Genomic DNA, 25,980 nt, shown 5'->3' with positions numbered 1-25,980 from the left:
TAAATATACACAGAAAAATTTAATCAATGTCTCTGATATTTCTCCACTCTTTGACTACGCTTAATTAAGGAGGGTGTTGTGCAAGAATGCTTTCATAATATTGATTATTCTTACACGTTATCATTATTTGTTAGCGTGCTAATAACTTATTATTTTTATTGGGTTTTTTGTTTGAATGTAAGTGCGATCTTGTGATTTTTATTATATAAATTATTTAATTTAAATGGTTTATCAGAGGATGAATACCATGCCAGCGTTTTCTGAGGCGATTAATTTACTTATTTCCGGGCACTATGCCGACCCGTTTTCGCTGTTAGGTATGCATCATTCCTCCAAAGGTCTTGAAGTTCGGGCACTGCTGCCGGATGCGCAGGCAGTCTGGGTTGTGGATGCCAGCAATGGACGAAAAATCGTCGAGCTGGAACGTGTGGATGGTCGCGGTTTTTTTTGTGGTCTGGTGCCGCGTCGGAAAAAGGTTTTTCACTATCAATTAGCCGTGACCTGGCGCGAAGAAACCTGGGTGATTGAAGATCCCTACCGTTTTGGCCCGCTGTTGCAGGATATGGATATTTGGCTTTTGGCTGAAGGCACCCACCTGCGACCTTACGAGCGGTTAGGCGCACATCTGGAAACGCTGGACGGCGTTGAAGGCACGCGCTTTGCCGTCTGGGCACCGAATGCCCAGCGTGTTTCAGTCGTGGGGCAGTTCAACTTCTGGGATGGCCGACGTCACCCGATGCGGTTGCGACAGGAAAACGGTATTTGGGAACTGTTTCTGCCGGACGTGAAAGCGGGGCAGCTCTACAAATATGAGATGCTCGACAGCCACGGGAGCGTGCGGCTGAAGGCCGACCCGTATGCGTTTGAAGCGCAGATGCGCCCAGATACCGCATCGCTGATTACACCGCTGCCAGAGAAAGTCCCAACCAGCGACGCTCGGCGTGAGGCGAACGGCCTGCGTTCACCGATCTCCATTTATGAGGTTCACCTGGGTTCCTGGCGGCGGCATACGGATAACAATTTCTGGCTTAGCTATCAGGAACTGGCGAATCAACTGATTGATTATGTGCAGTACATGGGCTTCACGCATGTGGAACTGATGCCAATTAACGAACACCCGTTCGATGGTAGCTGGGGTTATCAACCGCTGGGGCTGTACGCGCCAACGCGCCGTTTCGGTACTGCGTCGGAGTTCAGAGCGTTTGTTGATGCGCTCCATGAGGCGGACATCAACGTTCTGCTGGACTGGGTGCCGGGACATTTTCCCGGCGACGAATACGGTTTGGCACAGTTTGACGGTACCGCGCTGTATGAATATGCCGATCCGCGCGAAGGTTACCATCAAGATTGGAACACGCTGATTTATAACTATGGTCGCCATGAAGTACGTAACTATCTGGCGGGTAACGCGCTGTTCTGGATGGAGCGCTATGGCATCGACGGCCTGAGGGTCGACGCTGTGGCTTCCATGATTTACCGCGACTACAGCCGCAGCGAAGGCGAATGGGTGCCGAACTATTACGGCGGTAAAGAGAACCTCGAAGCCATCTCGTTCCTACGCTACACCAACCACATGCTGGGTCATGCGGCTCCTGCGGCGATCACGCTGGCCGAAGAGTCCACCGATTATCCGGGCGTCACGCTGCCACCAGACTGCAACGGCTTAGGATTTCATTACAAGTGGAATATGGGCTGGATGCACGACACGCTGACCTATATGCAGCTCGATCCGGTTCACCGTAAATACCATCACGATTTGCTGACATTCGGCATGTTGTATGCCTATAGCGAGAATTTCGTGCTGCCGCTGTCTCACGATGAGGTGGTGCACGGCAAGCGCTCATTGCTGGATCGCATGCCTGGCGATGTCTGGCAGAAGTTTGCCAATTTACGCGCGTATTACGGCTTTATGTGGGCGTATCCCGGCAAGAAACTGCTATTTATGGGCGGCGAATTTGCGCAAGGGCGTGAATGGAACCACGATGCCAGTCTGGACTGGCATCTGCTAGATGAAGCGGAAGGCTGGCACCGTGGCGTGCAAACACTGGTGCGCGATCTCAACCACTACTATCGCCAGCAGCCGTCATTATATCAGCTAGATTTTCAGTCGCAGGGCTTTGAATGGCTGGTGGTGGACGACCGGGAAAACTCAGTCTTTGCCTTTGTTCGGCGTGATGAGCAAGGCAATGAAGTGCTGGTGGTCAGTAACTTCACGCCAGTGCCGCGCTATGGCTATCGAATCGGCATCAACCAGCCTGGCGGCTGGCGAGAAGCGATGAACACGGATTCTGGCTACTACAACGGCAGCAATTTGGGCAATACTGGGACGATTTACAGCGAGGAGCAGGCCAGCCACCAGCGCCAGCATTCTCTCGTTCTGACCCTTCCGCCGCTTGCCACGCTGTATCTGGTGAAGGAGGCGTAAATGTCGGAATTGCAAACGGGCAAGCCGACGCCGCTGGGAGCCAGTTTTGATGGACATGGCGTGAATTTTGCCCTGTTTTCGGCGGATGCCGAGCGAGTCGAACTGTGTGTATTTGATGAACATCAGCAGGAACAACGCATCGTGCTGACTGCACGCAGCGGCGATATCTGGCATGGCTATCTCCCTGATGCACAGCCGGGGCTACGCTACGGTTTCCGGGTCGATGGGCCGTTCGAGCCGTCGCAGGGTTTGCGCTTCAATCCGCATAAACTGCTGTTGGATCCGTGCGCCCGCCAGCTTGATGGCTGGGTGGTGGATGACGCCTGTCTGCAAGGCGGGATTGACCAGCGAGATGAACGCGATAGCGCTGCCATCATGGCGAAGTGCGTCGTTACGGCTGAGGATTACGACTGGAAGGATGACCAGCATCCGCAAACGCCTTGGCATCAGACGGTGATTTATGAAGCGCACGTTCGTGGGCTGACGCAACTGCACCCCGATATTCCCGAAGACATTCGCGGTAGCTATGCGGCGTTAGGCCATCCGGTGATGATTGATTATCTGACGTCGTTGGGCGTGACGGCGCTGGAGTTGCTCCCAGTGCAGCAGCATGCGGATGAACCCCAGCTTCAGCAACTGGGGCTGCGTAATTACTGGGGCTATAACGTGCTGCTGCCGTTTGCTGTCGATAACAGCCTGGCCGCGGGTGACGACGCACTGAATGAATTTCGGGATGCGGTCAAAGCGCTGCATCACGCGGGCATCGAGGTCATTCTGGATGTGGTGTTTAACCACAGCGCCGAGCTGGACGTCGAAGGGCCCACGCTGTGCCAGCGAGGCATCGACAACCGTAGCTACTACTGGCTGGGTGAAGACGGCGAATACCCTAATTGGACTGGCTGTGGCAATGTGCTGCGCCTGAATCATCCGGCGGTGATGGATTGGGTGATCGACTGTCTACGCTTCTGGCGCGAGGTCTGCCACGTTGATGGTTTCCGCTTCGATCTGGCAACGGTGCTAGGACGTACCCCGGATTTTACCGCCGACGCGCCGCTGCTGTCTGCCATGAAAAATGATAGCCGTTTACAGGGCTGCAAGCTGATCGCCGAACCGTGGGACATTGGGCATGGTGGTTATCAGCTCGGTCAGTTCCCGACACCGTTTGCCGAGTGGAGCGACCGCTACCGTGACGACATGCGCCGCTTTTGGCTGCATGGTGACATTTCTCTTGGCACATTTGCCCGCCGTTTTGCTGCCTCCAGCGACATCTTCCAACAGCGCGACCGCCGACCTTACGCCTCCATCAACAAACTGACGGCCCATGACGGCTTTACGCTGCGCGATCTGGTGAGTTTCAACCACAAGCACAACGACGCCAACGGCGAGGGTAACCGCGACGGCACAGGTAGCAATTTCAGTAATAACCATGGCACGGAAGGGTTGGAAGCGGACGACGACGTTCTTCAACGCCGACTGGTCAGCCAGAAGGCGCTGCTGACGACGCTGATTCTGTCGCAGGGAACGCCAATGCTGCTGGCAGGTGATGAACTGGGACACAGTCAGCAGGGCAACAACAACGCCTACTGTCAGGACAATGAATTAACCTGGCTGCACTGGGACAATGCGGATCGCACCCTGCGTGAGTTTGTCGCCGGATTGATCCAGTTACGTCGCACGATTCCGGCATTACAGCAGGCAACGTGGTGGCAAGAAGGGGATGGCGCGGTGCAGTGGCTGAACCGAGAAGGGCAGCCTTTGACACCGCAACAGTGGGAGCAGGGGGAGCATCAGCTACAGATTTTACTTTCCGGTCGTTGGCTCGTGTTGTTTAACGCCAGCTTGCATGCCGGAGCATTCATTTTGCCAGAAGGCCACTGGCAGGTTTCACCGCCGTTTGATGAAACGAATCCGCCTGAGGGTGGAGTTTGGCACGGACACGCGCAGGCGGTAGGCGTCTTGATAAAACAGACTGCCTAAGCGCAAGCCATTAAAAGAATAATCAGGAGATAGCCATGGTAAATAACGACAAGCATGACCCTCTGATGTTGGCAAGACAACTCCCTTTGAAATCCGTGGCATTAATTTTGGCTGGAGGTCGTGGAACGCGACTGAAAGGGCTGACGGCATTGCGTGCCAAGCCCGCTGTCCATTTTGGCGGCAAATTTCGCATTATTGATTTCGCGCTCTCTAACTGCCTGAATTCCGGTATTCGCCGCATTGGCGTGATTACGCAATATCAGTCGCATACGCTGGTGCAGCATATTCAACGCGGCTGGTCGTTTCTGAATGCGGAAATGAACGAATTTGTCGATTTGCTCCCTGCGCAGCAGCGCCATTCGACCGATCACTGGTATCGGGGAACGGCAGACGCGGTGTGTCAGAATCTTGACATTATTCGGCGCTATCATGCGGAGTATGTGGTGATCCTCGCCGGCGATCACATCTACAAGATGGACTACTCACGTATGCTCATCGATCACGTGGAGAAGGGCGCGGAGTGTACGGTCGCCTGCCTGCCCGTGCCGCTGGAAGAAGCCAGCGCCTTTGGCGTCATGAGCGTGGACAAACAGCATCGCATCCTCGATTTTGCCGAAAAGCCGGATAACCCAACGCCGATGCCAGATAACCCGGACATGGCGCTTGCGAGCATGGGGATCTATGTTTTTAATGCGGACTATCTTTATCAATTACTGGAAGCAGACCGTAACGCACCGGACTCTAATCACGATTTTGGGCAGGACCTGATCCCGAAGATTGTCTCGCAGCGTCTGGCCTGGGCGCACCCTTTCAACTTGTCTTGCGTCACGTCGGGTGAAGATGAACACCAATATTGGCGGGATGTTGGCACGCTGGAAGCCTACTGGCGCGCCAATCTCGATTTGGCGTCCGTTACGCCGGAGCTGGATGTGTACGATCGGCACTGGCCGATTCGTTCCGCGATTGAATCGCTGCCGCCCGCCAAATTTGTTCAAGACCGTTCCGGCAGTCACGGCATGACAATGAACTCGCTGGTATCTGGGGGCTGCATCGTCTCCGGTTCTGTTGTCACGCATTCCGTGCTGTTCCCGCGTGTGCGGGTGAATTCGTTTTGCAGTATCGATTCGACGGTGATCCTGCCGGATGTCAACGTGGGGCGCTCCTGTCGTTTACGCCGTTGTGTGATCGATCGCGCCTGCCACTTGCCGGAAGGCATGGTGATTGGTGAAAACGCGGAAGAGGATAGCCGCCGTTTTTACCGTTCGGAAGAGGGGATCGTGCTGGTCACGCGATCAATGTTGGAAAAGCTGTAAACACCATCGGAACAAAACGGGAGTAATAATGCGGGTCTTACATGTTTGTTCAGAGCTATTTCCACTATTGAAAACCGGTGGACTGGCGGATGTGGCTGGTGCGTTGCCCGGCGCGCAGATTGCGGCGGGGATGGATGCCCGTGTCATCCTGCCTGCCTTCCCCGATCTGAAAAAAGGCGTCGCCAATCTACAGGTCGTGCGTGAGCTGGATACCTTCGCCGGGCACGTCACGCTGCTGTTTGGCCATTTTAACGGCGTCGGCATTTATTTGATTGACGTGCCTGAGCTGTATGAACGCGCGGGCAGCCCTTATCACGACCCAGCGCTTTATGCGTATGCCGACAACTACCTGCGGTTTGCGTTGCTGGGGTGGATGGGATCTGAAATGGCATGCGGTTTGGATCGCTACTGGCGACCTGATGTTGTGCATGCCCATGACTGGCACGCGGGGCTGACCTGCGCCTACCTAGCGGCGCGCAACCGTCCGGCGAAATCGGTCTTTACCGTTCATAACCTGGCTTATCAGGGGCTGTTTGATGCTCGGCATATGCCGAATATCCACTTGCCGAGTGATTTCTTTCAGGTGTACGGTCTGGAGTTTTACGGCCAGATTTCCTACCTCAAGGCGGGGCTGTACTACGCTGACCATATTACGACCGTGAGCCCAACCTACGCGCACGAGATTACGCTACCGGCTTATGGCTACGGCATGGAAGGCTTGCTGAAAACGCGGGAAGAAGAAGGACGGCTGTCCGGCATTCTCAATGGCGTAGACGAAACAATTTGGAATCCGGCGCACGACCCGCTACTCACCAGCCATTACTCCCGAGATGCTTTAGCGGACAAAGCCGCAAACAAGCGGCATCTGCAAACAGCGATGGGCTTGAAGGTCGACGACAAAGCACCGGTTTTTGCTATTGTCAGCCGCTTGACCAGCCAGAAAGGGCTTGATATCGCGCTAAGCGCGGTGCCGGACCTGCTGGAACAGGGCGGACAACTGGTGGTGCTGGGCGCAGGGGATGCCGATTTACAGGAGGGCTTTCTGGCGGCGGCGGCGGAATATCACGGTCAGGTTGGGGTACAGATTGGCTATCACGAGTCCTTCTCACACCGCATTATTGGCGGCGCGGATGTCATCATGGTGCCGAGCCGATTTGAACCTTGCGGGTTAACGCAACTCTACGGCCTGAAATATGGCACGTTGCCGCTGGTGCGCCGAACCGGCGGGCTGGCGGATACGGTATCGGACTGTTCGCTGGAGAATCTGGCGGATGGGCTGGCAAGTGGGTTCGTCTTTAACGATTGCAGTGTGGGATCGCTATCCCGCGCAATTCGTCGTGTGTTTGTGTTGTGGTCCCGACCCACGCTATGGCGCTATGTGCAGCGCCAGGCGATGGCGATGGATTTTGGTTGGCAGGTTTCTGCTCAGGCTTATGGTGCGCTTTATCAACGCTTGTATACCCACTAGTTTTCCCACTGCGCGTCATCCTCGTGCAATCTGGAAACGACAGGGTAAGGTAACACTCACTTGGGAATGAATATTATGAACTCGCCGTTTATCTATACTTCACCAACGATCAGTGTGGAAGCGCTGAAACACTCTATTGCTTATAAGCTCATGTTTAGCGTAGGGAAAGATCCTTCCATTGCGAATAAACATGACTGGCTGAATGCCACGCTGCTGGCCGTGCGTGACCGGATGGTGGAGCGATGGCTGCGCTCGAATCGGGCACAGCTTTCGCAGGATGTGCGGCAGGTCTATTACCTGTCGATGGAATTTTTGCTGGGGCGGACGTTGTCGAACGCGCTGCTGGCGATGGGACTGTATGACGATCTGAAGGCCGCGCTGGATGGCATGGGGCTGGAACTGGACGATCTGCTACAGGAAGAAAACGATCCCGGCTTAGGGAACGGCGGTCTGGGGCGTCTGGCCGCCTGTTTCCTGGATTCGCTGGCGACGATGGCGCTGCCGGGGCGCGGCTACGGCATTCGCTACGAATACGGTATGTTCAAACAGAATATCGTTAACGGCAGACAGGCGGAATCGCCCGACTACTGGCTGGAATACGGTAATGCGTGGGAATTCCCGCGCCACAGCACGCGCTACAAAGTGCGCTTCGGTGGCCGAATCCAGCAGGAAGGTAGCAAGTTACGTTGGCTTGAAACGGAAGAAGTGATTGCCTGTGCCTACGACCAAATCATTCCCGGTTTTGATACGGATGCCACCAATACTTTGCGTCTGTGGGGCGCGCAGGCCAGTAACGAAATCAACCTGGGTAAATTTAATCAGGGTGACTATTTTGCGGCGGTGGAAGATAAAAACCACTCGGAAAACGTGTCGCGCGTGCTGTATCCCGATGATTCCACCTATTCTGGCCGTGAGCTTCGCCTACGTCAGGAGTATTTTCTGGTTTCCGCGACGGTGCAGGACATTCTCAGTCGGCATTGGATGATGCATAAAACCTATGCCAATCTGGCGGAAAAATTTGCCATCCACCTGAACGATACGCACCCGGTGCTGGCCATCCCAGAGCTCATGCGCTTGCTGATCGATGAGCATAAATTCAAGTGGATAGAGGCGTGGACGGTGGTGAGAAAAGTCTTCTCCTACACCAATCATACGCTGATGCAGGAAGCGCTGGAAACCTGGCCGGTTGATATGCTGGGTAAAATCCTGCCGCGCCATCTGCAATTGATTTTCGAAATTAACGAACATTTTCTGGAGTACGTCCAGAAAGAAGTCCCTGATGACAACGAGCTGTTGGCGCGGGTTTCCATCATTGATGAAAACCACGGGCGTAAAATACGTATGGCGTGGCTGGCCGTGGTTGCCAGCCATAAGGTGAACGGTGTATCGGAGCTGCATTCGGATCTGATGGTGCAATCTCTGTTTGCCGATTTCGCCCGTCTCTTCCCCAACCGTTTCTGCAATAAAACCAACGGTGTGACGCCGCGGCGCTGGCTAGCGCTGGCCAACCCATCGCTCTCTAGGCTGTTGGATGACACCATTGGCCACAACTGGCGCACCGATCTGAGCCAATTGAGCGAACTGAAACAACACATCGATTATCCCGCATTTGTGCAGAAAATCAGCAAGGTGAAGCTGAAGAACAAAGTGCGCTTAGCGACCTATATGGCGGAAACCCTGAATATTGTGGTTAACCCGGAATCGCTGTTTGATGTGCAGATTAAGCGTATTCACGAATACAAGCGGCAACTGCTGAACGTGTTGCACGTCATCACACTCTATAACCGCATTAAGGATGACCCCGAGGTCGAGCGTGTGCCGCGTGTTGTCATTTTTGCGGGTAAAGCCGCATCAGCCTATTACATGGCGAAGCACATTATTAACTTGATCAACGACGTCGCGAAGGTGATCAACAACGATCCGGCATTGCACGATCGGCTGAAAGTCGTCTTCATTCCCAACTACAGCGTGAGTCTGGCACAGTTGATCATCCCAGCGGCGGATCTCTCTGAACAGATCTCGCTGGCGGGGACGGAAGCCTCCGGAACCAGCAATATGAAGTTTGCTCTTAACGGCGCGCTGACGATTGGCACGCTGGATGGGGCGAATGTCGAAATGCTGGAACATATTGGCGAAGAGAACATGTTCATCTTCGGCAACACGGCCGATCAGGTCGAAGCGCTGCGTAAGAACGGCTACAACCCACGGCAATATTACGATCAGGATGAGGAGCTGCACCGCGTGCTGACGCAAATCGCCACGGGAGTTTTCAGCCCTGATGATAGCCGACGCTACAGCGATCTGTTTGATTCACTGGTGAATTTTGGCGATTACTACCAGCTACTGGCGGACTATCGCAGCTATGTGGATACGCAGGATCGGGTGGATGAGCTGTATGAGAACAAGGACGAATGGGCGCGCTGTGCCGTCCAGAATATTGCTAATATGGGCTATTTCTCGTCCGACCGCACCATCGGCGAATATGCAGAAGATATCTGGAATATCAAACCGATACGGTTGTGATGGGCGGCGCTAAGAAGGAATATAGCAATGTTCTAATTAGTCGGTATTATGACGACAATTGATTATTGGTGACATACATTCAGCGGAGTGTCGTAATGAATGAATCAGGGAATACTAAGCGCTTACAAGGACGTATCACGGAAGTGACAATTCGGGGATTCCGGAGTTTGCGTGATATAGATAAGTTGCAGTTGCCTCAGTTGACGGTGCTGATTGGAGCAAATGGCGTTGGGAAATCTGGCTTTATCCGTTTTTTTGAGATGCTAGGCTGGATGTTAAGAGCGCAGAATTTGCAAGAGTTTGTGCTACGGCAAGGTGGAGGAGACGATCAATTTTTTATGGGTTCTCGTCGTACACCCTCAATTAATGCTGAAGTGAGAATTGAGACTGATATTGGGTTTAATGACTACCAGTTTGAACTTTCTCATTTGTCTGCTGGTGATACCTTAATGGTTACTCGGGAGGCTTATCGTTATTCAGCCAAACAGAAAACTACGCAAGCTAAATGGACGAATTTGAACACAGTAAGTAAAGAGTCTGCATTGCCTGATCAGCAGAACCCTACTGCGCGAACTATTTATGGGTTGTTGCGACAATGCTATACCTATCAGTTTCATGATACCTCTGCTAATGCGTTTATTCGCCAAAATTGGGATATTTCAGACTGTGTTCGTTTGCGCTCAGACGGCGGTAATCTTGCTGCTGTTCTATTAGACTTGCAGACAAACGAACATGTCCGCTACAAGCAAATCGTTCGTCAGATTCAGAGAGTGCTTCCCCACTTTGCTGATTTTGTACTGGAACCCAATGCGGGAAAAGTTTTATTACGTTGGAAGAGTAATACCAGCGATAAAATGTTTGGTGCACACTTGACTTCTGACGGTTCATTAAGATTATTTTGCTTGCTGACTTTGCTCAGTTTATCAAACGAACGATTACCTAATGTGCTGTTTTTTGATGAACCAGAATTGGGGTTGCATCCCCATGCAATTGTTCTGGTCTCTGAAATGATGAAGCGAGTTTCTCAGTCTCGGCAAATATTTATTGCAACACAATCGCCTTATATGGTTGATTGTTTTGACTTGGAGAATATTATTGTTGCTGAAACTAAGAATGGGGCAACACAACTACGAAACTTGCAGCGTGCTCAATATCAGGAATGGTTGGATGATGATTATTTACTCTCAGATATTTGGTTAAAATCCCCAATTGGAGAGAGTGAATGATTAGGATTTGTATTATATGTGAGGGGCAAACTGAGGTTGAATTCATTCGGAAATGTATCTCCCCTTATTTAATAAAGCATAATGTTTGTGCTTATCCCTCTATTTTACAATCGCCTTCAGGCCGTGGTCGAGGAGGAAGAGTAACGGTGGAGAGAATTGCAAAACATATGTCTCATGAATATCATGCGACCGATCGTATTACATCATTGGTTGATTTTTATGGTTTTCAGGACGCTGATGGTCGAAATCGTGTTGAATTGGAAAATGCTATTCGTCAAAGAGTAGCAGAAATAACAACAGGGTATGATGAACGATTTGTTTTTCCATACGTGCAAATGTATGAATTCGAGGCTTTATTATTCTCCGATATTGAAAAATTTGAATATGTTCTTGATGGCTGGAATCGTATTGTCAGGAACGCTCTCGAAGCAGTATATAACAGTGTGGATACGCCAGAAAACATCAATAATAGCCCGCAAACCGCACCTTCCAAGAGAATATTATCAATATTTAGTGATGGGTCTTACAATAAAACAGAGCATGGGCCTATTATAGCTGAGGAAATAGGTTTGGCTAAAATACGCGAAGAGTGTCCAAAATTCAATGAATGGATTTCAAGATTGGAACAGTGGGGTAATGTATAAAATACTAATCCCACCGTGCTTTATAATACCTGTTTATCTCAGGCATAATATTCATCATTCTCCAAGCGACATATTATCTATTTCCCTATATCCCAAAGAAACCTACTTGAGTAAGTTTCTTTGGGGATCCTGCAACCCTACATCGTTAAGGGAAGGGTATCTCATATGATAGAAGGATAGCAAAAGAAGGCGGATTAACCCGCTTTTGCTATCTGCTGTTGGCGGTAGCTTGCCAGCCAGTCGCTGATACGTTGTTTCTGGGCGTCATCGAAGCGCATACCCAATTTGGTGCGGCGCCAGATGACGTCATCAAGCATAACTGCCCATTCTTTTTCGACCAGATAGCGCAGTTCCGCTTCGTACAGATCATGGCCGAAATCTTCACCCAGGTCGCTGAGGCCTTTCACGTTTGCCAGAATCAGTTCGCTGTTTGAACCGTAGGTGCGGCTGTAACGGCGCGTCAGTGATTCAGGCAGATTGAAGCGGCGACGCAGCGCAGCGGCGTAGTCATCACGCGTGCCAGCGATATCACCACCCGGCAGTACCGCGCCTTTCGTCCAGGCCTTACCCGCTTGCGGGTAGTATTTGTGCAGCTTGTCCAGCGCGTGCTCTGCCAGCTTACGATATGTCGTCAGTTTGCCGCCGAAAACGGAAAGCAGCGGAGCCTGACCGTTATCATCATCGACTGACAACGTGTAATCACGCGTGATTGCCTGTGGAGAATCGGATTCGTCATCACACAGTGGGCGCACGCCAGAGTAGGTCCAGACGATATCGTCACGCGTAAGTTGCTGTTTGAAATGGTCGTTATACACATCCAGCAGGTAACTGACTTCGTTGTCATCGATCTTCACATCGTGCGGATTGCCTTTGTATTCCACGTCGGTTGTGCCGATGATCGAATAATCGTCCTGCCACGGGATGACGAACACAATACGGTGATCTTTGTTTTGCAGAATATACGCCTGCGGTTGGTTATGCACTTTTGGCACCACGATGTGGCTGCCTTTGATCAAACGGATGCCGTAAGGCGATTTCAGTTGCAGGCCGTCATCAAAGAATTCTTTCACCCACGGACCCGTGGCGTTCACCAGACCTTTGGCGCGCCAGGTAAAGGTTTCGCCGGTCAGTGAATCAACCGCATCCACAATCCATACGCCTTGCTCACGGCGAGCGCGGGTCACTTTGGTGCGGGTACGGACTGCTCCACCGCGTTTTGTCACTTCCTGCGCGTTTAACACCACCAGACGAGCATCGTCCACCCAGCAGTCAGAATATTCAAAGCCCTGCTTCAATTCAGGCTTAAGCACGGAATCTGCGCCGAATTTCAGTCCTTTACTGGCAGGCAGACTGACGCGTTTGCCGATGTTGTCGTACATGAACAGGCCGATACGAATCATCCAGGCCGGACGCAGGTGCGGCTGGTGGGGCAAACGAAAGCGCATAGGGAAAATAATGTGCGGGGCCATTTTCAGCAGCGTTTCGCGCTCAGACAGCGCTTCGCTGACCAAACGAAACTCATAGTGCTCAAGGTAACGCAGGCCACCATGAATTAGCTTGGAACTGGCTGAGGACGTGGCACAGGCAAGATCCTGTGCTTCCAACAACAGGACTGATAACCCTCGCCCAGCCGCATCTGCGGCGATGCCTGCACCGTTAATTCCGCCGCCGATAACGATGAGATCTTTGGTTTCCACGTTTCTTCCTCCACCCTCGAATAAATCAAAATGTTCGTTTTCGAGCATTATGATAATCGAAAACAAACAAATCAGCCAATGGTTAACCAAATAAAAACATTTATGCGTGACGAACCTAACAATATGATGATAGTTGTCACATTAAAAGAAGGGATATTGGGCTGGCATTGTGCTGTTTTGTCGCCACGACTTACGTTAGTGAAGCACTGTTTTTATAAATAACCGTATAATCATTTGGGTTTTATGCCGTTGAAGGCGGGTTACAATGACGCCTCGGGTTGCCATGACGTCAGTGGTTACTAACATCCTGTCCATTATTAACAAGGTTGTCACTTTCGATGGAACAATTTGAAGCTATCAGTATTGAACAAGCCCATTCCCGCTGGCAGGAAGGGGGCGTTGTTGTTGATATTCGCGATCCACAGAGCTTTGCCGCAGCCCATGTTCCCGGCGCGACGCACCTGACGAACGAGACGCTATCTGACTTTGTGCGCGGCGCTGACTTTGAAGCACCGGTCATGGTGATTTGCTACCACGGCATTAGCAGCCGCAATGCTGCACAGTACCTGATTAGCCTGGGGTTTGATTCAGTGTACAGTATCGATGGCGGCTTTGAAGCCTGGCAAAATCGCTACCCGCAAGACACGCAGGCGCAAGCCTGATCGCATGACGATAACAGAATTTTTATTATCATGTTCCTAACTCAACCTACCCACTGGCGCTTCCCGCTATGATGATTCGCGTTATTGCTCTCTCCAACCCGCGTCTGGCTCAGGCATTTGTTGATTACATGCATACGCAGCAGGTGCATCTGGACATGCGGCCTCAGGGACATGAAGCTGAACTGTGGCTGGAGGATGAAACTCAACTGAGCAAGGTTCAGGAAGCGCTGGAGATTTTTCTGCGTGACCCGACAAACCCGCGCTATCTGGCGGCCAGTTGGCAAACGGGATCGATGGATACGGGCATCCAATACCAACGTTATTCTTACCTGCAAACGCTGAAACAGAAGGCAGGCCCGCTGACGCTCTCCCTGATGGTCGTGACGATCGCGGTGTTCATCCTGATGCAAATCGCGGGCTATGAGAGCGTGATGGTATGGCTGGCGTTCCCAACTGAGGGGCAACAGATCGAGGTGTGGCGCTGGTTCAGTCATGTTTTGTTGCACTTTTCCCTGCTGCACATTTTGTTCAATCTCATGTGGTGGTGGTATCTGGGCGGCCCAGTTGAAAAAGTGCTGGGAACCGGAAAGTTGCTGGTCATCACGCTGGTTTCCGCGCTGGTGAGCGGCTGGGCGCAGTCCTGGTTTAGCGGCACCCATTTTGGTGGTCTGTCTGGCGTGGTGTATGCCCTGATGGGTTATGTCTGGCTGCGGGGGGAACGAGAGCCTGACGGTTATTTATCCCTGCCGCGCAGTTTGATGGCCTTCGCTTTACTGTGGCTGGTCGCCGGATATTTCGATATTTTAGGCATGTCGATCGCGAATGCGGCGCATGTGGCCGGTCTGGTTGTCGGGCTATTGATGGCCTTTTGGGACACGTATAATAAAACAAACCCCCAGTAAATCGGGGCGTCTTAGGGGATAAATGTGAAGCAGACACAACGGCATGACGCCATTATTGAACTGGTGCGCCAGCAGGGCTATGTCAGTACTGAAGAGCTAGTTGAGCATTTTGCGGTGAGCCCGCAGACCATTCGTCGCGATCTGAACGATCTGGCCGAGCAGAATAAAATCCATCGCCACCACGGCGGTGCGGCATTGCCGTCTAGCTCGGTTAACACGGCCTACCATGACCGTAAAATGATGTGGTCGGACGAAAAAGCGCGCATTGCCCGTCGGGTGGCAAGCCAGATTCCAGACGGCGCGACCTTGTTTATCGATATCGGCACCACGCCTGAAGCGGTGGCCTATGCACTGATGCAGCATAAAGATCTGCGTGTCGTCACCAATAACCTGAATGTAGCAACGCTGCTGACGGCAAAAGAGGATTTTCGCCTGATCTTGGCCGGTGGCGAAGTGCGTACCCGCGATGGCGGTATTATGGGTGAGGCGACGCTGGATTTTATCTCTCAGTTCCGTCTGGATTTCGGCATTTTGGGCATCAGTGGTATTGACATGGATGGGTCATTACTGGAGTTTGATTACCATGAAGTGCGCACAAAACGGGCGATTATTGAAAATTCTCGCTGCGTCATGCTAGTGACGGACCATTCCAAGTTTGGCCGTAATGCGATGGTGAATTTGGGTAACATGGATTTGATCGACTATCTTTTTACCGATCAGTCACCACCGCCCAGCGTACTGAAAATCATTGAACAACATAAGGTACAGTTGGAGTTGTGTTGAACTCGATGTGCCTTTTCCATGATGGACAAAGGAGGAGGCACGATGTCAGATTCTTCAAGAAAGTCGGGTTCTGCAAAAGTATCCGGATCGCCAAAACGTTCAGCGGCCGCAAAAAAGCCAGAGGCTTTAACGCAGCCCGTTTCCTCCGCCCATCCTGCCATCGCCTTTGATGCGTCACAGTTTGCCGCTGCGCTGCTTCGCCAGCAGCGGCTCGGTGGTGTCGCGTCCCTGAAGGCGATGACGCCAGTGCAGTGTTGGCGCGCCGTCAGCCTTGCGCTGTCGGAACAACTGCTGACGTACACCGCGTCGCCAACATCTTCCACCGCCATTACACCTCAGCGCCATGTGAACTACCTGTCGATGGAGTTTCTGCCCGGTCGTCTGACGGGCAACAATCTGCTGAATCTGGCGTGGTATGACGCGGTAGCCGCCGTGCTGGCCGAGCAAGGCCTGAACCTAAGCGATATCCTTGAACAGGAAACCGATCCGGGTTTAGGCAACGGCGGACTAGGTCGGCTGGCGTCCTGCTTTCTGGATTCGATGGCGACGGTGGGGCAGCCCGCAACGGGGTACGGCCTCAACTACCAGTATGGCCTGTTCCGTCAGCACTTTGCGCAAGAAAAGCAGCAAGAAACCGCTGATGACTGGCAGCGCGATGCCTATCCGTGGTTTTTGCCGCGTGTGGAGCTGGCGGTGGATGTCGGGTTTGGCGGGCGTCTGCAACCCCAAACTGACGGAACCTTGCGCTGGTTGCCTGATACCGTTTTCAGAGGTGAAGCCTGTGACCTGCCAGTGATTGGCTATCACAATGGCGCTGCACAGCCGTTGCGTTTGTGGCGTGCGACGCATCGCGATCCGTTTGATTTGACGCTATTCAACGAAGGGCACTATCTGCGTGCGGCACAGGCGGGCATCTCTGCCGCCAGCCTGACCAGCGTGCTGTATCCGAATGACAACCACGCGGCGGGCAAACGCTTGCGCCTGATGCAGCAGTATTTCCACTGTGCCTGTTCGGTGGCCGACATTCTGCGCCGCCATCTTAAGGCGGGGCGCGCACTGTCCACGCTGCCGGATTATGAAGTCATCCAGCTTAATGATACTCACCCTACGTTGGCGATCCCCGAACTGATGCGTCTGCTGCTGGATGAACATCAGATACCGTGGGATGAGGCTTGGTCGATAACCGGACGTACCTTCGCCTATACCAATCATACGCTGATGCCGGAAGCGCTTGAGCGCTGGGACGAACGACTGTTTAGCCGCCTGCTTCCTCGCCACCTGTCCATCATTCGGCAAATTGATGCGCAGTTTAAAGCGCAGGTCGAGCAGAAATGGCCTGGTGATCGGCAGGTATGGGCGAAGCTCGCCATTCGCCACCAGCGCCAGATTCGCATGGCAAACCTGTGTGTCGTCAGCTGCTTCGCGGTCAACGGCGTGGCGGCGCTGCACTCGGAACTGGTGGTGAAAGATCTGTTTCCTGAATATCATCAGTTGTGGCCGACCAAATTCCATAACGTCACCAACGGTATAACGCCACGCCGCTGGCTAAAACAGTGTAATCCGGCGCTGTCCGCGCTCATCGACGACACGCTACCTACGCCGTGGGTGAATGATCTGCCCGCGCTGCAAGGGCTGGAACCCTATGCTGACGATGCCAGCTTTCGTGAGCGCTATCGACAAATCAAGGCCGATAATAAAATGCAACTGGCGGCCTATCTGCGTCAGCAGTACGACCTCGTGATCGATCCGCACGCGCTGTTTGATGTGCAAATCAAACGATTGCATGAGTACAAACGCCAGCATTTGAATCTGCTTCATATCCTCGCTCTATATCGTCAATTGCGTGACAATCCGCATCTGGATATAGTGCCGCACGTCTTTTTGTTCGGTGCCAAAGCGGCGCCGGGCTATGTATTAGCGAAAAACATCATTTATGCCATTAACCGGGTCGCTGCGGTTATTAATCAGGATCGCCGTGTTAACGATCGCCTGAAGGTTGTCTTCCCGCCGGACTATCGCGTCTCGCTGGCCGAACGGATGATTCCTGCCGCAGATGTGTCTGAACAGATTTCAACGGCAGGTAAAGAAGCGTCCGGCACAGGCAATATGAAGCTGGCGCTGAACGGTGCGCTGACCGTCGGCACGCTGGACGGGGCGAATGTAGAAATGGCGCAGCAGGTTGGTGAAGATAATCTGTTCATTTTCGGTCACACCGTCGAACAGGTCAAAGCGCTACAGGCGCAGGGCTATGAGCCGTCTGACTACCTTGCTGTGACGCCGCTGCTGCGTGAAGTGCTGAACGAGCTAGCGAGCGGCGCGTTCAGTCAGGGGGATAAAAATGCGTTTGCCCCGCTGTTGGATAGCCTGCTGAAACTGGGCGATCCCTATATGTTAATGGCCGATTTTGCACCGTACTGTGAGGTGCAGCAGCGTGTTGATGCGCTTTACCGTGAGCCGGATGAATGGACGCGCCGCTGTGTGCTGAATACCGCCAGAATGGGGATGTTCAGTTCAGACCGGGCGATTCATGATTACCAGACGCGCATTTGGCAGGCGCATCGTTAGGAAAAGGAGAGGGTATTCAAGGTGGATAAACTGGCAAGCCAGCAGACAGGCATCGCGGAAAGCTATACCGATGCGTATGGCAAAGAGCACAGAGTTGCGACCGCAATCAGAGACCAGATTCAGGCAATGATGGACGTTTCTGATAGCGGCAATGCGCCCCTACCGCCTGTTTGTGTCTTTTTGCAAGGCCGGGATGCGGTCATCGAGCTTGCTGGTCACGGTGAATTCCTCTGGACGCTGATGTATGAAAACGGCGGTCAAATTCAAGGACAGATAACGGGCGGCTCAACGCTGGCGCTGCCGGGTGTGCTGCCGCTGGGCTACCACTACCTGACGCTGACGCAGGCTGACCAGCGCTGGAGCTGCCGGATTATTGTCGCGCCGCATCGCTGCTATGAACCCGAAGCCTTACTACAGGGTAAACGCTGGTGGGGTGTTACCGTCCAGCTTTACACCTTACGTTCGCAGAACAACTGGGGCGTCGGGGATTTTGGCGACCTGCGCCAACTGGTGGAGCAAATTGCCCGACGCGGCGGTGCCTTTGTGGGGCTGAACCCACTGCATTCGCTGTATCCCGCATTGCCAGAGGCTGCGAGCCCTTACAGTCCTTCATCCAGACACTGGCTGAACATTATTTATATCGATGTCAATTGGATCGATGATTTTCAGCAGAGCGGGGAAGCGCAGGCATGGTGGCACCGTGAGGATACGCAAAGCGCAATCGTTTCGCTGCGAGCGGGGCGCTGGGTCGATTATGAACCGGTGACGGCGCTTAAGCTGACCGCTTTACGGCTGGCTTTCCGCTACTTTACGACACGCAGTGCGCTGGACCCGCGCATTAGCGCCTTTCGTCAGTTTGTCGTCAGCGGCGGGCAGAGTTTACAGCTTCAGGCGACGTTTGATGCGTTGCAGGCTCACCTGAAAAAACAGGGCGAGAATTATGCGGACTGGCACCAGTGGCCGGCCAGCTATCATGATGTACACAGCGAAACCGTAAAATCCTTCCGCCGTGAATACCACGACGAGATTACGTTCTACAGCTGGCTGCAATGGGTGGCGCACGAGCAACTCGCGGAGTGCTACGCGCACAGTAAACAGCTTGGCTTACCGCTCGGCCTGTATCGTGATTTAGCCGTTGGCGTTGCACAAGGTGGCGCGGAAACGTGGGACGAACGGCAGCTCTATTGTCTTGATGCCTCTATCGGCGCACCGCCGGACCCGCTCGGGCCACAGGGACAAGACTGGCAGCTTGCGCCGATGAATCCCGCCATGATGCAACTGCGTGGCTATCAACCGTTTATCGACGTCCTGCGCAGCAACATGGCGCACTGTGGTGCGCTGCGTATCGATCACGTGATGGCGCTCTTGCGCCTGTGGTGGATCCCCAAGGCGGAATCGGCGGGCAACGGGGCTTACGTGCATTATCCGGTCGACGATCTGCTGGCGGTGCTGGCGCTGGAAAGTCAGCGTCATCGCTGCCTGATTATCGGTGAGGATTTAGGCACGGTGCCACCAGAAATTGTCAGCAAGCTGCATGATTACGGTATCTATTCTTACAAGGTGCTGTTCTTTGAAAAAGACGATGCGAACCACTTCCGCGCACCGGAAGATTATCCGCGGCAGGCGATGGCAACCATCACCACTCACGACCTCCCGACGCTGCGTGGCTACTGGCAAACCGTGGACTTATCGCTTGGGCGGGAGTTAGGTCTGTATCCTACGGAGGCGTTGTTGCAGGAGCAGATGCAGCAGCGTGAGAAAGCGAAACAGGGGCTGCTTAATGCGTTACACGAGTTCGGGCTATTGCCGCAGCGGGTTGGCCGCAACTCATCGCTGACGACAATGGGCGCACCGCTAAGTCGTGGCGTTCATCGCTATGTCGCCGACAGCGCAAGCGCACTGGTGGGATTCCAACTGGAAGACTGGTTGGATATGGCGACACCGGTCAATGTGCCGGGCACCAACCGCGAATATCCTAACTGGCGGCGTAAGCTCACGCGTCCGTTGGAGTCGATCTTCGCTGACCGCTGCCTTGAGCGACTGGTTCGGGATGTGGATTTGCGTCGCGGTGCGCCGATGAAAGCGCAGAAAGCCTGACAACAGAACAAATACTCTTCCTCCCCTGAGTCGGGGAGGAAAAGCAAAGATAAATCAACAGGGGAGAGGATTAATAGTAGGAGTGCTCGCCGCGCTGGTGTTCGGTGAGATCTCTCACACCTTTCAGCTCAGGGAAGGTTTGCAGCAGCTCTTTCTCAATTCCTTCTTTCAGCGTGACGTCAACCATAGAACAACCGTTACAGCCGCCGCCAAATTGCAGAATCGCCAAGCCGTCATCGGTAATTTCCATCAGCGTCACGCGGCCGCCGTGGCCCGCCAGCTGTGGGTTGATCTGCGATTGCAGCACATACTCCACGCGTTCCATCAGTGGGGCGTTGTCGTCCACTTTACGCATCTTAGCATTTGGCGCTTTCAGCGTGAGCTGAGAACCTAACTGGTCAGTCACGAAGTCGATTTCAGCGTCTTCCAGATAAGGGGCGCTGAGTTCGTCCACGTAAGCGGAAATCTTCTCAAACTTCAGTACGGTATCGCTGGCTTCTACGGCATCCGGCGGGCAATACGACACGCCACACTCGGCGTTTGGCGTACCTGGATTGATAACAAATACGCGAATCTGTGTGCCTTCTTCCTGTTTTGCCAACAGTTTCAGGAAATGCTCCTGAGCAGCATCGGTAATACGGATCATAAGAGTAAGCTCGATAGTTGACTGCACTTATCGGTTATAATACGCCCATCCTCCCTCCGACTACAAGGTTCGGCACAAACACCAGACCTGAACGCCTGCCGCGCCTTGAGCCAGCAGTAGCCTGCTGATTTCGGCTGCGGTACTGCCCGTCGTGACCACATCATCCAGTAAAACCACCTGTTGCCCAGACAGCGAGACATCACAGGAAAATGCCCCCCGCAGATTTCGTCGTCGCGCGCTGGCGCTGAGCGTTTGCTGTAGCGGCGTGCGTCGGGTACGCTGCAATTCGCGTGGCTCGTAAGTACAGTTCAGCCAGCGGGCGAGAGGCCGAGCGAGCAGCTCGGTCTGGTTGAAGCCACGCCGCCACTGGCGGTTTCGGTGCAGGGGAACGGTAAACAGGCGGTCAGGGCGAAACAGAGGAACGTGTCCGGTGAGCTTTCGTTCGCGGTAGGTCATCTGCCAGCGCAGTAACAGCTGTCGAGCGAGTACCACTGCCAGCTCGGTTTTACCGTGAAACTTGAAATGTTTCAGCAGTGTGTTGAACGGTGGCGCGTAGTCGCTGATAAAGGTCATCGATTGCCAGGGCGGCGGATTCTGTAGGCAGCGCCCGCACTGCTGTGTGGTGTCGGCTGAGGGCAAACCACAGCGCGGGCAGCAGAGGGGCAAGCGGGGCAAATGGCGCTGGCAGTACGAACAAATTCCCTGCCGGCTGTGATGAAGCGGCAATAAGCATAGCCAGCAGCGTGCGGAGATGGTTAACATTATTTCCCTTAACGATCGTTTTCCCTAAATACGGTTTTCCCTGAAATATATTGACCCCATGCAAGCGTTAAGGGGTTCCCTGAGAAAGGAAGATAACTGATGGCGGCGTTGTATTGGCAGACCGAAGGTGCAGGAAATACGGATCTTGTGTTGCTGCACGGATGGGGATTGAATGCGCAGGTATGGCAAAGCATGATTGCGCGACTCGCTCCGCATTTTCGCCTGCATCTGGTCGATCTGCCGGGCTATGGCAGAAGTCAGGGATTGGGGCCGATGTCGCTGAGCGACATGGCGGACTACGTGCTGGCGCAGGCACCGGAGCGTGCCGTCTGGTTAGGGTGGTCGCTGGGTGGACTGGTTGCCAGCCAGATTGCGTTGAGCGCCCCTGCGCGGGTGGAAAAGCTGATTACCGTGGCGTCGTCGCCCTGTTTCGGCGCACAGGATGGCTGGCCGGGCATCAAGCCAGACGTCTTGCTGGGGTTTCAACAGCAGCTCAGTGAAGATTTCCAGCGTACGGTCGAACGGTTTTTGGCGCTGCAAACACTGGGAACGGAAAGCGCACGGCAGGATGCCCGACTGTTAAAAAGTGTGGTGCTGGAACAGCCGATGCCGTCAGTCGAGGTATTAAACGGCGGGCTGGCCATTTTGCGTGAAGCGGATTTACGCCAGCCGTTAGCTGACTTGGCTGTGCCATTCCTGCGGCTCTATGGTGCCTTAGACGGGCTGGTACCACGCAAGGTGGCTGGGTTGTTGGATGATCAGTGGTCGGACTCAACCTCGGTAGTGATTCCAAAGGCTGCGCATGCACCGTTTATCTCGCATCCTGATGCTTTTATCGAGCAGGTGGTCGCATTCGCTCAGGCCTAGCCGACGATAATTTACATTTTCTCCTCAATTTCTCCACGATTTAGCCGACGTCGACAGTTAAGGTAACTTGGCACCTTATGCGCTAATGCCGATCGTTTACGCATCGAGATACACGGGGCGACCACAGGGGTGAGGCGTCCCTGCGGGAACCTCCCCCTGTGTTTCCCCTAATAACGGGCTTAAGTGACCAGTATTATCCTGTGTGCAGGGTTTTTCTCTGGGGTGAGTGAATCTATTCCGGTTGATAATAAGTAGGCTGCTCGTGAAGCAGCCACCAAAATATGTCTGAGGAGTGTTGGAGAGATGGCGAACTTTTTTGTCGACCGTCCCATTTTTGCGTGGGTGCTGGCTATCCTTCTCAGCCTGTGCGGTATGTTGGCCATCAAGTCATTGCCGCTGGAACAGTATCCCGATCTGGCACCGCCCAGCGTGCGGATCACGGCGAGCTACCCCGGTGCATCGGCGCAGACGCTGGAAAACACCGTTACACAGGTTATCGAACAGAGCATGACCGGGCTGGATAACCTGATGTACATGTCCTCGGACAGCAGCAATACCGGGCAAGCCAGAGTCATGCTGACCTTCGAGGCAGGCACCGATCCCGATGAAGCCCGCCAGCAGGTGCAAAACCAGCTTCAGTCCGCCACCCGCAAGCTGCCGCAGGAAGTCCAGCAGCAGGGCGTCACCGTCAGTAAAACTGGCGATACCAATATCCTGATGGTCGCGTTTGTCTCTACCGATGGCAGTATGGACAAACAGGATATCGCCGATTATGTCGCCACCAATATTCAGGAGCCGATCAGCCGCATCAGCGGGGTGGGCGAGGTTTCTGCCTATGGATCGCAGTATGCGATGCGCATCTGGCTGGATCCGGTCAAACTGATGGATTATGCGCTGACCACCAGCGACGTGGTACGGGCCATCGAATCGCAGAACAGTCAGGTCTCGGTAGGGCAGGTTGGCGGTGTACCGTCGGTGGATAATCAGGCGCTGAACGCTACGATCAACGCACAATCGCTGTTAGAGACGCCACAGCAGTTTCGTGATATCACGCTGCGCGTCAATCAAGACGGCTCTGCCGTGACGCTCGGCAATGTCGCAGAAGTCGAGCTTGGTGCCGAACGCTACGATTTTCTCAGCCGTTTCAACGGTCAGTCCGCCTCCGGTCTGGGGGTGACGCTGGCGTCTGGCGCGAATGAGCTGGAAACGGATAAGCGCGTCAGAGAACGTATCGAGGAGCTGTCGCAGTACTTCCCGCACGGGCTAGAAGCCAAAATTGCCTTCGAAACCTCCCCCTTTGTAAAAGCTTCGATTACCGATGTGGTGAAAACCCTGTTTGAAGCGGTGCTGCTGGTCTTTCTGGTGATGTACCTGTTCTTGCAGAATTTCCGCGCCACCCTGATTCCCACGATTGCGGTGCCGGTGGTGTTGCTCGGCACGTTTGCCGTGCTGTATGCCTTCGGCTTTAGCCTGAACACCCTGACGATGTTCGCGATGGTGCTGGCGATTGGCCTGCTGGTTGACGATGCTATTGTAGTGGTGGAAAACGTAGAGCGGGTAATGAGCGAGGAAGGGCTCTCGCCACGGGATGCGACGCGAAAATCGATGGGGCAGGTGCAAGGGGCGTTGGTCGGGATCGCGCTGGTGCTGTCCGCCGTGTTTGTGCCGATGGCCTTCTTTGGCGGCACCACGGGAGCGATCTACCGTCAGTTCTCCATCACGATTGTGACCTCAATGATCCTGTCAGTGCTGGTGGCGATGACGCTGACGCCTGCGCTGTGTGCGACGCTGCTCAAACCGCTCGCCAAGGGCCAACACCACGGCCGCAAAGGGTTCTTCGGCTGGTTTAACCAGAGCTTTACCCGCACGTCGCTGAAGTATGAACGCGGTGTCGGCAAGATATTAATCAGCAGCGGGCGCTGGCTGCTGCTGTATATGGGCATCATCGGGATTATGGCCTTTCTGTTTTTCCGGCTGCCGACCTCGTTTTTGCCGCAGGAAGATCGGGGCGTGTTCACGACACAAGTACAGCTCCCACCGGGCTCGACGCAGCAGCAGACCTTACAGGTGGTCAACAAGGTCGAGCAGTACTATCTCACGCAGGAAAAAGATACCGTGACGTCTGTGTTTTCCACCATCGGCTCGGGGCCGGGTGGAAATGGGCAGAACGTCGCGCGGCTGTTTGTGCGCCTTAAAGACTGGAATGAACGCACGACGCCGGAGAGCAGCTCGTTTGCCGTGATCGAACGCGCGACCAAAGCCTTCCGCAAGATTCAGGAAGCGCGCGTGTTCGCCAGCAGCCCGCCATCGATTAACGGGCTGGGGAGTGCCGCGGGTTTCGGTATGCAGCTACAGGATCGCGGTGGGCTTGGGCACGACGCGCTGATGGCAGCGCGGGATCGGCTATTAAACATGGCCGACAGCAATCCCGAACTGACGCGCGTGCGCCACAACGGTCTGGATGATAGCGCACAGCTGCGGATTCATATCGATCAGCGCAAAGCACAGGCGCTGGGCGTGTCGGTGGATGACATTAACAGCACGCTGAAAACGGGTTGGGGATCGACCTATGTGAATGACTTCCTTGACCGTGGTCGTGTGAAAAAAGTTTACGTTCAGGCGGCGGCGACGTTCCGCATGCTGCCGGACGACATCAGTAAATGGTATGTGCGTAACAACAGCGGTGGCATGGTGCCGTTCAGCGCCTTTGCACAAACCGTCTGGGAAACCGGATCGCCGCGCCTTGAGCGTTACAACGGTTATTCCTCGCTGGAAATTGTCGGCGAGGCGACGCCGGGCGTCAGTACCGGTACGGCGATGGATATCATGGAGTCGCTGGTGGCGCAATTGCCGGAAGGCTTTGGATTACAGTGGACGGGCATGTCGTTGCAGGAGCGTCTGAGCGGGGCGCAGGCACCGGCGCTGTATGCGATTTCCCTGCTGGTGGTGTTTCTGTGTCTGGCCGCGCTGTATGAAAGCTGGACGGTGCCGTTCTCCGTCATGCTGGTGGTGCCGATGGGCGTGCTGGGGGCGCTGGTAGCGACCTGGGCACGCGGTCTGGAAAACGATGTCTATTTTCAGGTTGGGCTACTGACGGTCGTCGGGCTATCGGCGAAGAACGCCATCCTGATCGTGGAATTCACCAACGAGATGAACCAAAAAGGGAAGGACTTGGTTGAGGCCACGCTGGAAGCCTCCCGTCAGCGCCTGCGGCCGATCTTGATGACGTCACTGGCATTTATCTTCGGCGTCCTGCCGATGGCGACCAGCAGCGGTGCAGGTTCGGCGAGTCAGCATGCTGTGGGAACGGGCGTGATCGGTGGCATGTTAGCCGCGACCTTCCTCGCCATCTTCTTCGTGCCGCTGTTCTTTGTCGTCGTGCGCCGCCGCTTTCCGCCGAAGGAGAAGGCATGATGGAGCTAT

General features: G+C 54.0%; 17 protein-coding genes. 14 read left to right on the top strand and 3 right to left on the bottom strand.

The window, feature by feature from the left end:
• Positions 1–247 precede the first annotated feature (247 nt).
• The 7 genes from glgB (at position 248) to DMB82_RS18875 (ending at position 11,576) form a co-directional block, all read left to right on the top strand.
• Positions 248–2,425, top strand: coding sequence for a 1,4-alpha-glucan branching enzyme (gene glgB, locus DMB82_RS18905; protein WP_167469138.1), 2,178 nt, complete (start codon positions 248–250; stop codon positions 2,423–2,425).
• Complete coding sequence (glgX, locus tag DMB82_RS18900) at positions 2,426–4,402, top strand: glycogen debranching protein GlgX (protein ID WP_116162768.1); 1,977 nt, start codon at positions 2,426–2,428, stop codon at positions 4,400–4,402.
• 35 nt (positions 4,403–4,437) lie between these two features.
• Positions 4,438–5,715 (top strand): glucose-1-phosphate adenylyltransferase, encoded by a 1,278-nt coding sequence (gene glgC / locus DMB82_RS18895; protein ID WP_102116900.1) that lies wholly within the window; start codon positions 4,438–4,440, stop codon positions 5,713–5,715.
• A 28-nt stretch (positions 5,716–5,743) separates the two neighbouring features.
• Positions 5,744–7,183 (top strand): glycogen synthase GlgA, encoded by a 1,440-nt coding sequence (gene glgA, locus DMB82_RS18890; protein ID WP_116162766.1) that lies wholly within the window; start codon positions 5,744–5,746, stop codon positions 7,181–7,183.
• A 75-nt stretch (positions 7,184–7,258) separates the two neighbouring features.
• A complete protein-coding gene (gene glgP, locus DMB82_RS18885; RefSeq protein WP_116156446.1) occupies positions 7,259–9,706 on the top strand; it encodes a glycogen phosphorylase in 2,448 nt (815 codons plus the stop codon).
• 95 nt (positions 9,707–9,801) lie between these two features.
• Positions 9,802–10,932 carry an AAA family ATPase gene (locus tag DMB82_RS18880; protein ID WP_116156416.1) on the top strand — a complete coding sequence of 377 codons (1,131 nt, stop codon included), beginning with the start codon at positions 9,802–9,804 and terminating at the stop codon, positions 10,930–10,932.
• Entirely contained in the window at positions 10,929–11,576 is a 648-nt protein-coding gene (locus DMB82_RS18875; protein WP_116162764.1) for a DUF4276 family protein, read from the top strand. The genes DMB82_RS18880 and DMB82_RS18875 overlap by 4 nt, the downstream gene beginning before the upstream one ends.
• Before the next feature lie 194 nt (positions 11,577–11,770).
• On the opposite strand, the gene glpD is transcribed toward DMB82_RS18875, so the two are convergent.
• Positions 11,771–13,273 (bottom strand): glycerol-3-phosphate dehydrogenase, encoded by a 1,503-nt coding sequence (gene glpD / locus DMB82_RS18870; RefSeq protein ID WP_116156418.1) that lies wholly within the window; start codon positions 13,271–13,273, stop codon positions 11,771–11,773.
• 338 nt (positions 13,274–13,611) lie between these two features.
• On the opposite strand from glpD, the gene glpE reads away from it, so the two are divergent.
• The 5 genes from glpE (at position 13,612) to malQ (ending at position 20,282) form a co-directional block, all read left to right on the top strand.
• Positions 13,612–13,935 (top strand): thiosulfate sulfurtransferase GlpE, encoded by a 324-nt coding sequence (glpE, locus tag DMB82_RS18865; protein ID WP_015842027.1) that lies wholly within the window; start codon positions 13,612–13,614, stop codon positions 13,933–13,935.
• Positions 13,936–14,003: 68 nt separating this feature from the next.
• Complete coding sequence (glpG, locus tag DMB82_RS18860; protein ID WP_116162763.1) at positions 14,004–14,837, top strand: rhomboid family intramembrane serine protease GlpG; 834 nt, start codon at positions 14,004–14,006, stop codon at positions 14,835–14,837.
• 24 nt (positions 14,838–14,861) lie between these two features.
• A complete protein-coding gene (locus tag DMB82_RS18855; protein ID WP_010277854.1) occupies positions 14,862–15,620 on the top strand; it encodes a DeoR/GlpR family transcriptional regulator in 759 nt (252 codons plus the stop codon).
• A 42-nt stretch (positions 15,621–15,662) separates the two neighbouring features.
• Positions 15,663–18,185, top strand: a complete 2,523-nt coding sequence (gene malP, locus DMB82_RS18850) for a maltodextrin phosphorylase (RefSeq protein WP_116162761.1) — start codon at positions 15,663–15,665, stop codon at positions 18,183–18,185.
• 21 nt (positions 18,186–18,206) lie between these two features.
• Entirely contained in the window at positions 18,207–20,282 is a 2,076-nt protein-coding gene (gene malQ, locus DMB82_RS18845; RefSeq protein ID WP_116162760.1) for a 4-alpha-glucanotransferase, read from the top strand.
• Between the two features lie 70 nt (positions 20,283–20,352).
• Here malQ and nfuA read toward each other — a convergent pair whose 3' ends face one another.
• Both nfuA and gntX read right to left on the bottom strand, forming a co-directional pair.
• On the bottom strand, positions 20,353–20,928 hold the full coding sequence (gene nfuA, locus DMB82_RS18840; RefSeq protein ID WP_010277845.1) for a Fe-S biogenesis protein NfuA: 576 nt from the start codon (positions 20,926–20,928) through the stop codon (positions 20,353–20,355).
• Between the two features lie 60 nt (positions 20,929–20,988).
• Positions 20,989–21,690 (bottom strand): DNA utilization protein GntX, encoded by a 702-nt coding sequence (gntX, locus tag DMB82_RS18835; RefSeq protein ID WP_116162758.1) that lies wholly within the window; start codon positions 21,688–21,690, stop codon positions 20,989–20,991.
• 99 nt (positions 21,691–21,789) lie between these two features.
• On the opposite strand from gntX, the gene bioH reads away from it, so the two are divergent.
• Together bioH and acrD are read left to right on the top strand one after the other, a co-directional pair.
• A complete protein-coding gene (gene bioH / locus DMB82_RS18830; protein WP_102116893.1) occupies positions 21,790–22,557 on the top strand; it encodes a pimeloyl-ACP methyl ester esterase BioH in 768 nt (255 codons plus the stop codon).
• 303 nt (positions 22,558–22,860) lie between these two features.
• Positions 22,861–25,971 (top strand): multidrug efflux RND transporter permease AcrD, encoded by a 3,111-nt coding sequence (gene acrD / locus DMB82_RS18825; protein WP_116162756.1) that lies wholly within the window; start codon positions 22,861–22,863, stop codon positions 25,969–25,971.
• The last annotated feature ends 9 nt before the right edge of the window (positions 25,972–25,980 follow it).

It is taken from the genome of Pectobacterium aquaticum (genome assembly GCF_003382565.3).
GTDB classification, from domain to species: Bacteria; Pseudomonadota; Gammaproteobacteria; order Enterobacterales; family Enterobacteriaceae; genus Pectobacterium; species Pectobacterium aquaticum.
Note: the sequence above shows the minus strand (reverse complement) of the source record. Positions and strands in the feature narration are given on the sequence as shown.

Excerpts from the sequence above, each read along its gene's own strand:
- glgB (WP_167469138.1), top strand. The coding sequence starts at position 248 with ATGCCAGCGTTTTCTGAGGCGATTAATTTACTTATTTCCGGGCACTAT.
- glgX (WP_116162768.1), top strand. The coding sequence starts at position 2,426 with ATGTCGGAATTGCAAACGGGCAAGCCGACGCCGCTGGGAGCCAGTTTT.
- glgC (WP_102116900.1), top strand. The coding sequence starts at position 4,438 with ATGGTAAATAACGACAAGCATGACCCTCTGATGTTGGCAAGACAACTC.
- glgA (WP_116162766.1), top strand. The coding sequence starts at position 5,744 with ATGCGGGTCTTACATGTTTGTTCAGAGCTATTTCCACTATTGAAAACC.
- glgP (WP_116156446.1), top strand. The coding sequence starts at position 7,259 with ATGAACTCGCCGTTTATCTATACTTCACCAACGATCAGTGTGGAAGCG.
- DMB82_RS18880 (WP_116156416.1), top strand. The coding sequence starts at position 9,802 with ATGAATGAATCAGGGAATACTAAGCGCTTACAAGGACGTATCACGGAA.
- DMB82_RS18875 (WP_116162764.1), top strand. The coding sequence starts at position 10,929 with ATGATTAGGATTTGTATTATATGTGAGGGGCAAACTGAGGTTGAATTC.
- glpE (WP_015842027.1), top strand. The coding sequence starts at position 13,612 with ATGGAACAATTTGAAGCTATCAGTATTGAACAAGCCCATTCCCGCTGG.
- glpG (WP_116162763.1), top strand. The coding sequence starts at position 14,004 with ATGATGATTCGCGTTATTGCTCTCTCCAACCCGCGTCTGGCTCAGGCA.
- malP (WP_116162761.1), top strand. The coding sequence starts at position 15,663 with ATGTCAGATTCTTCAAGAAAGTCGGGTTCTGCAAAAGTATCCGGATCG.
- nfuA (WP_010277845.1), bottom strand. The coding sequence starts at position 20,928 with ATGATCCGTATTACCGATGCTGCTCAGGAGCATTTCCTGAAACTGTTG.
- gntX (WP_116162758.1), bottom strand. The coding sequence starts at position 21,690 with ATGTTAACCATCTCCGCACGCTGCTGGCTATGCTTATTGCCGCTTCAT.
- bioH (WP_102116893.1), top strand. The coding sequence starts at position 21,790 with ATGGCGGCGTTGTATTGGCAGACCGAAGGTGCAGGAAATACGGATCTT.
- acrD (WP_116162756.1), top strand. The coding sequence starts at position 22,861 with ATGGCGAACTTTTTTGTCGACCGTCCCATTTTTGCGTGGGTGCTGGCT.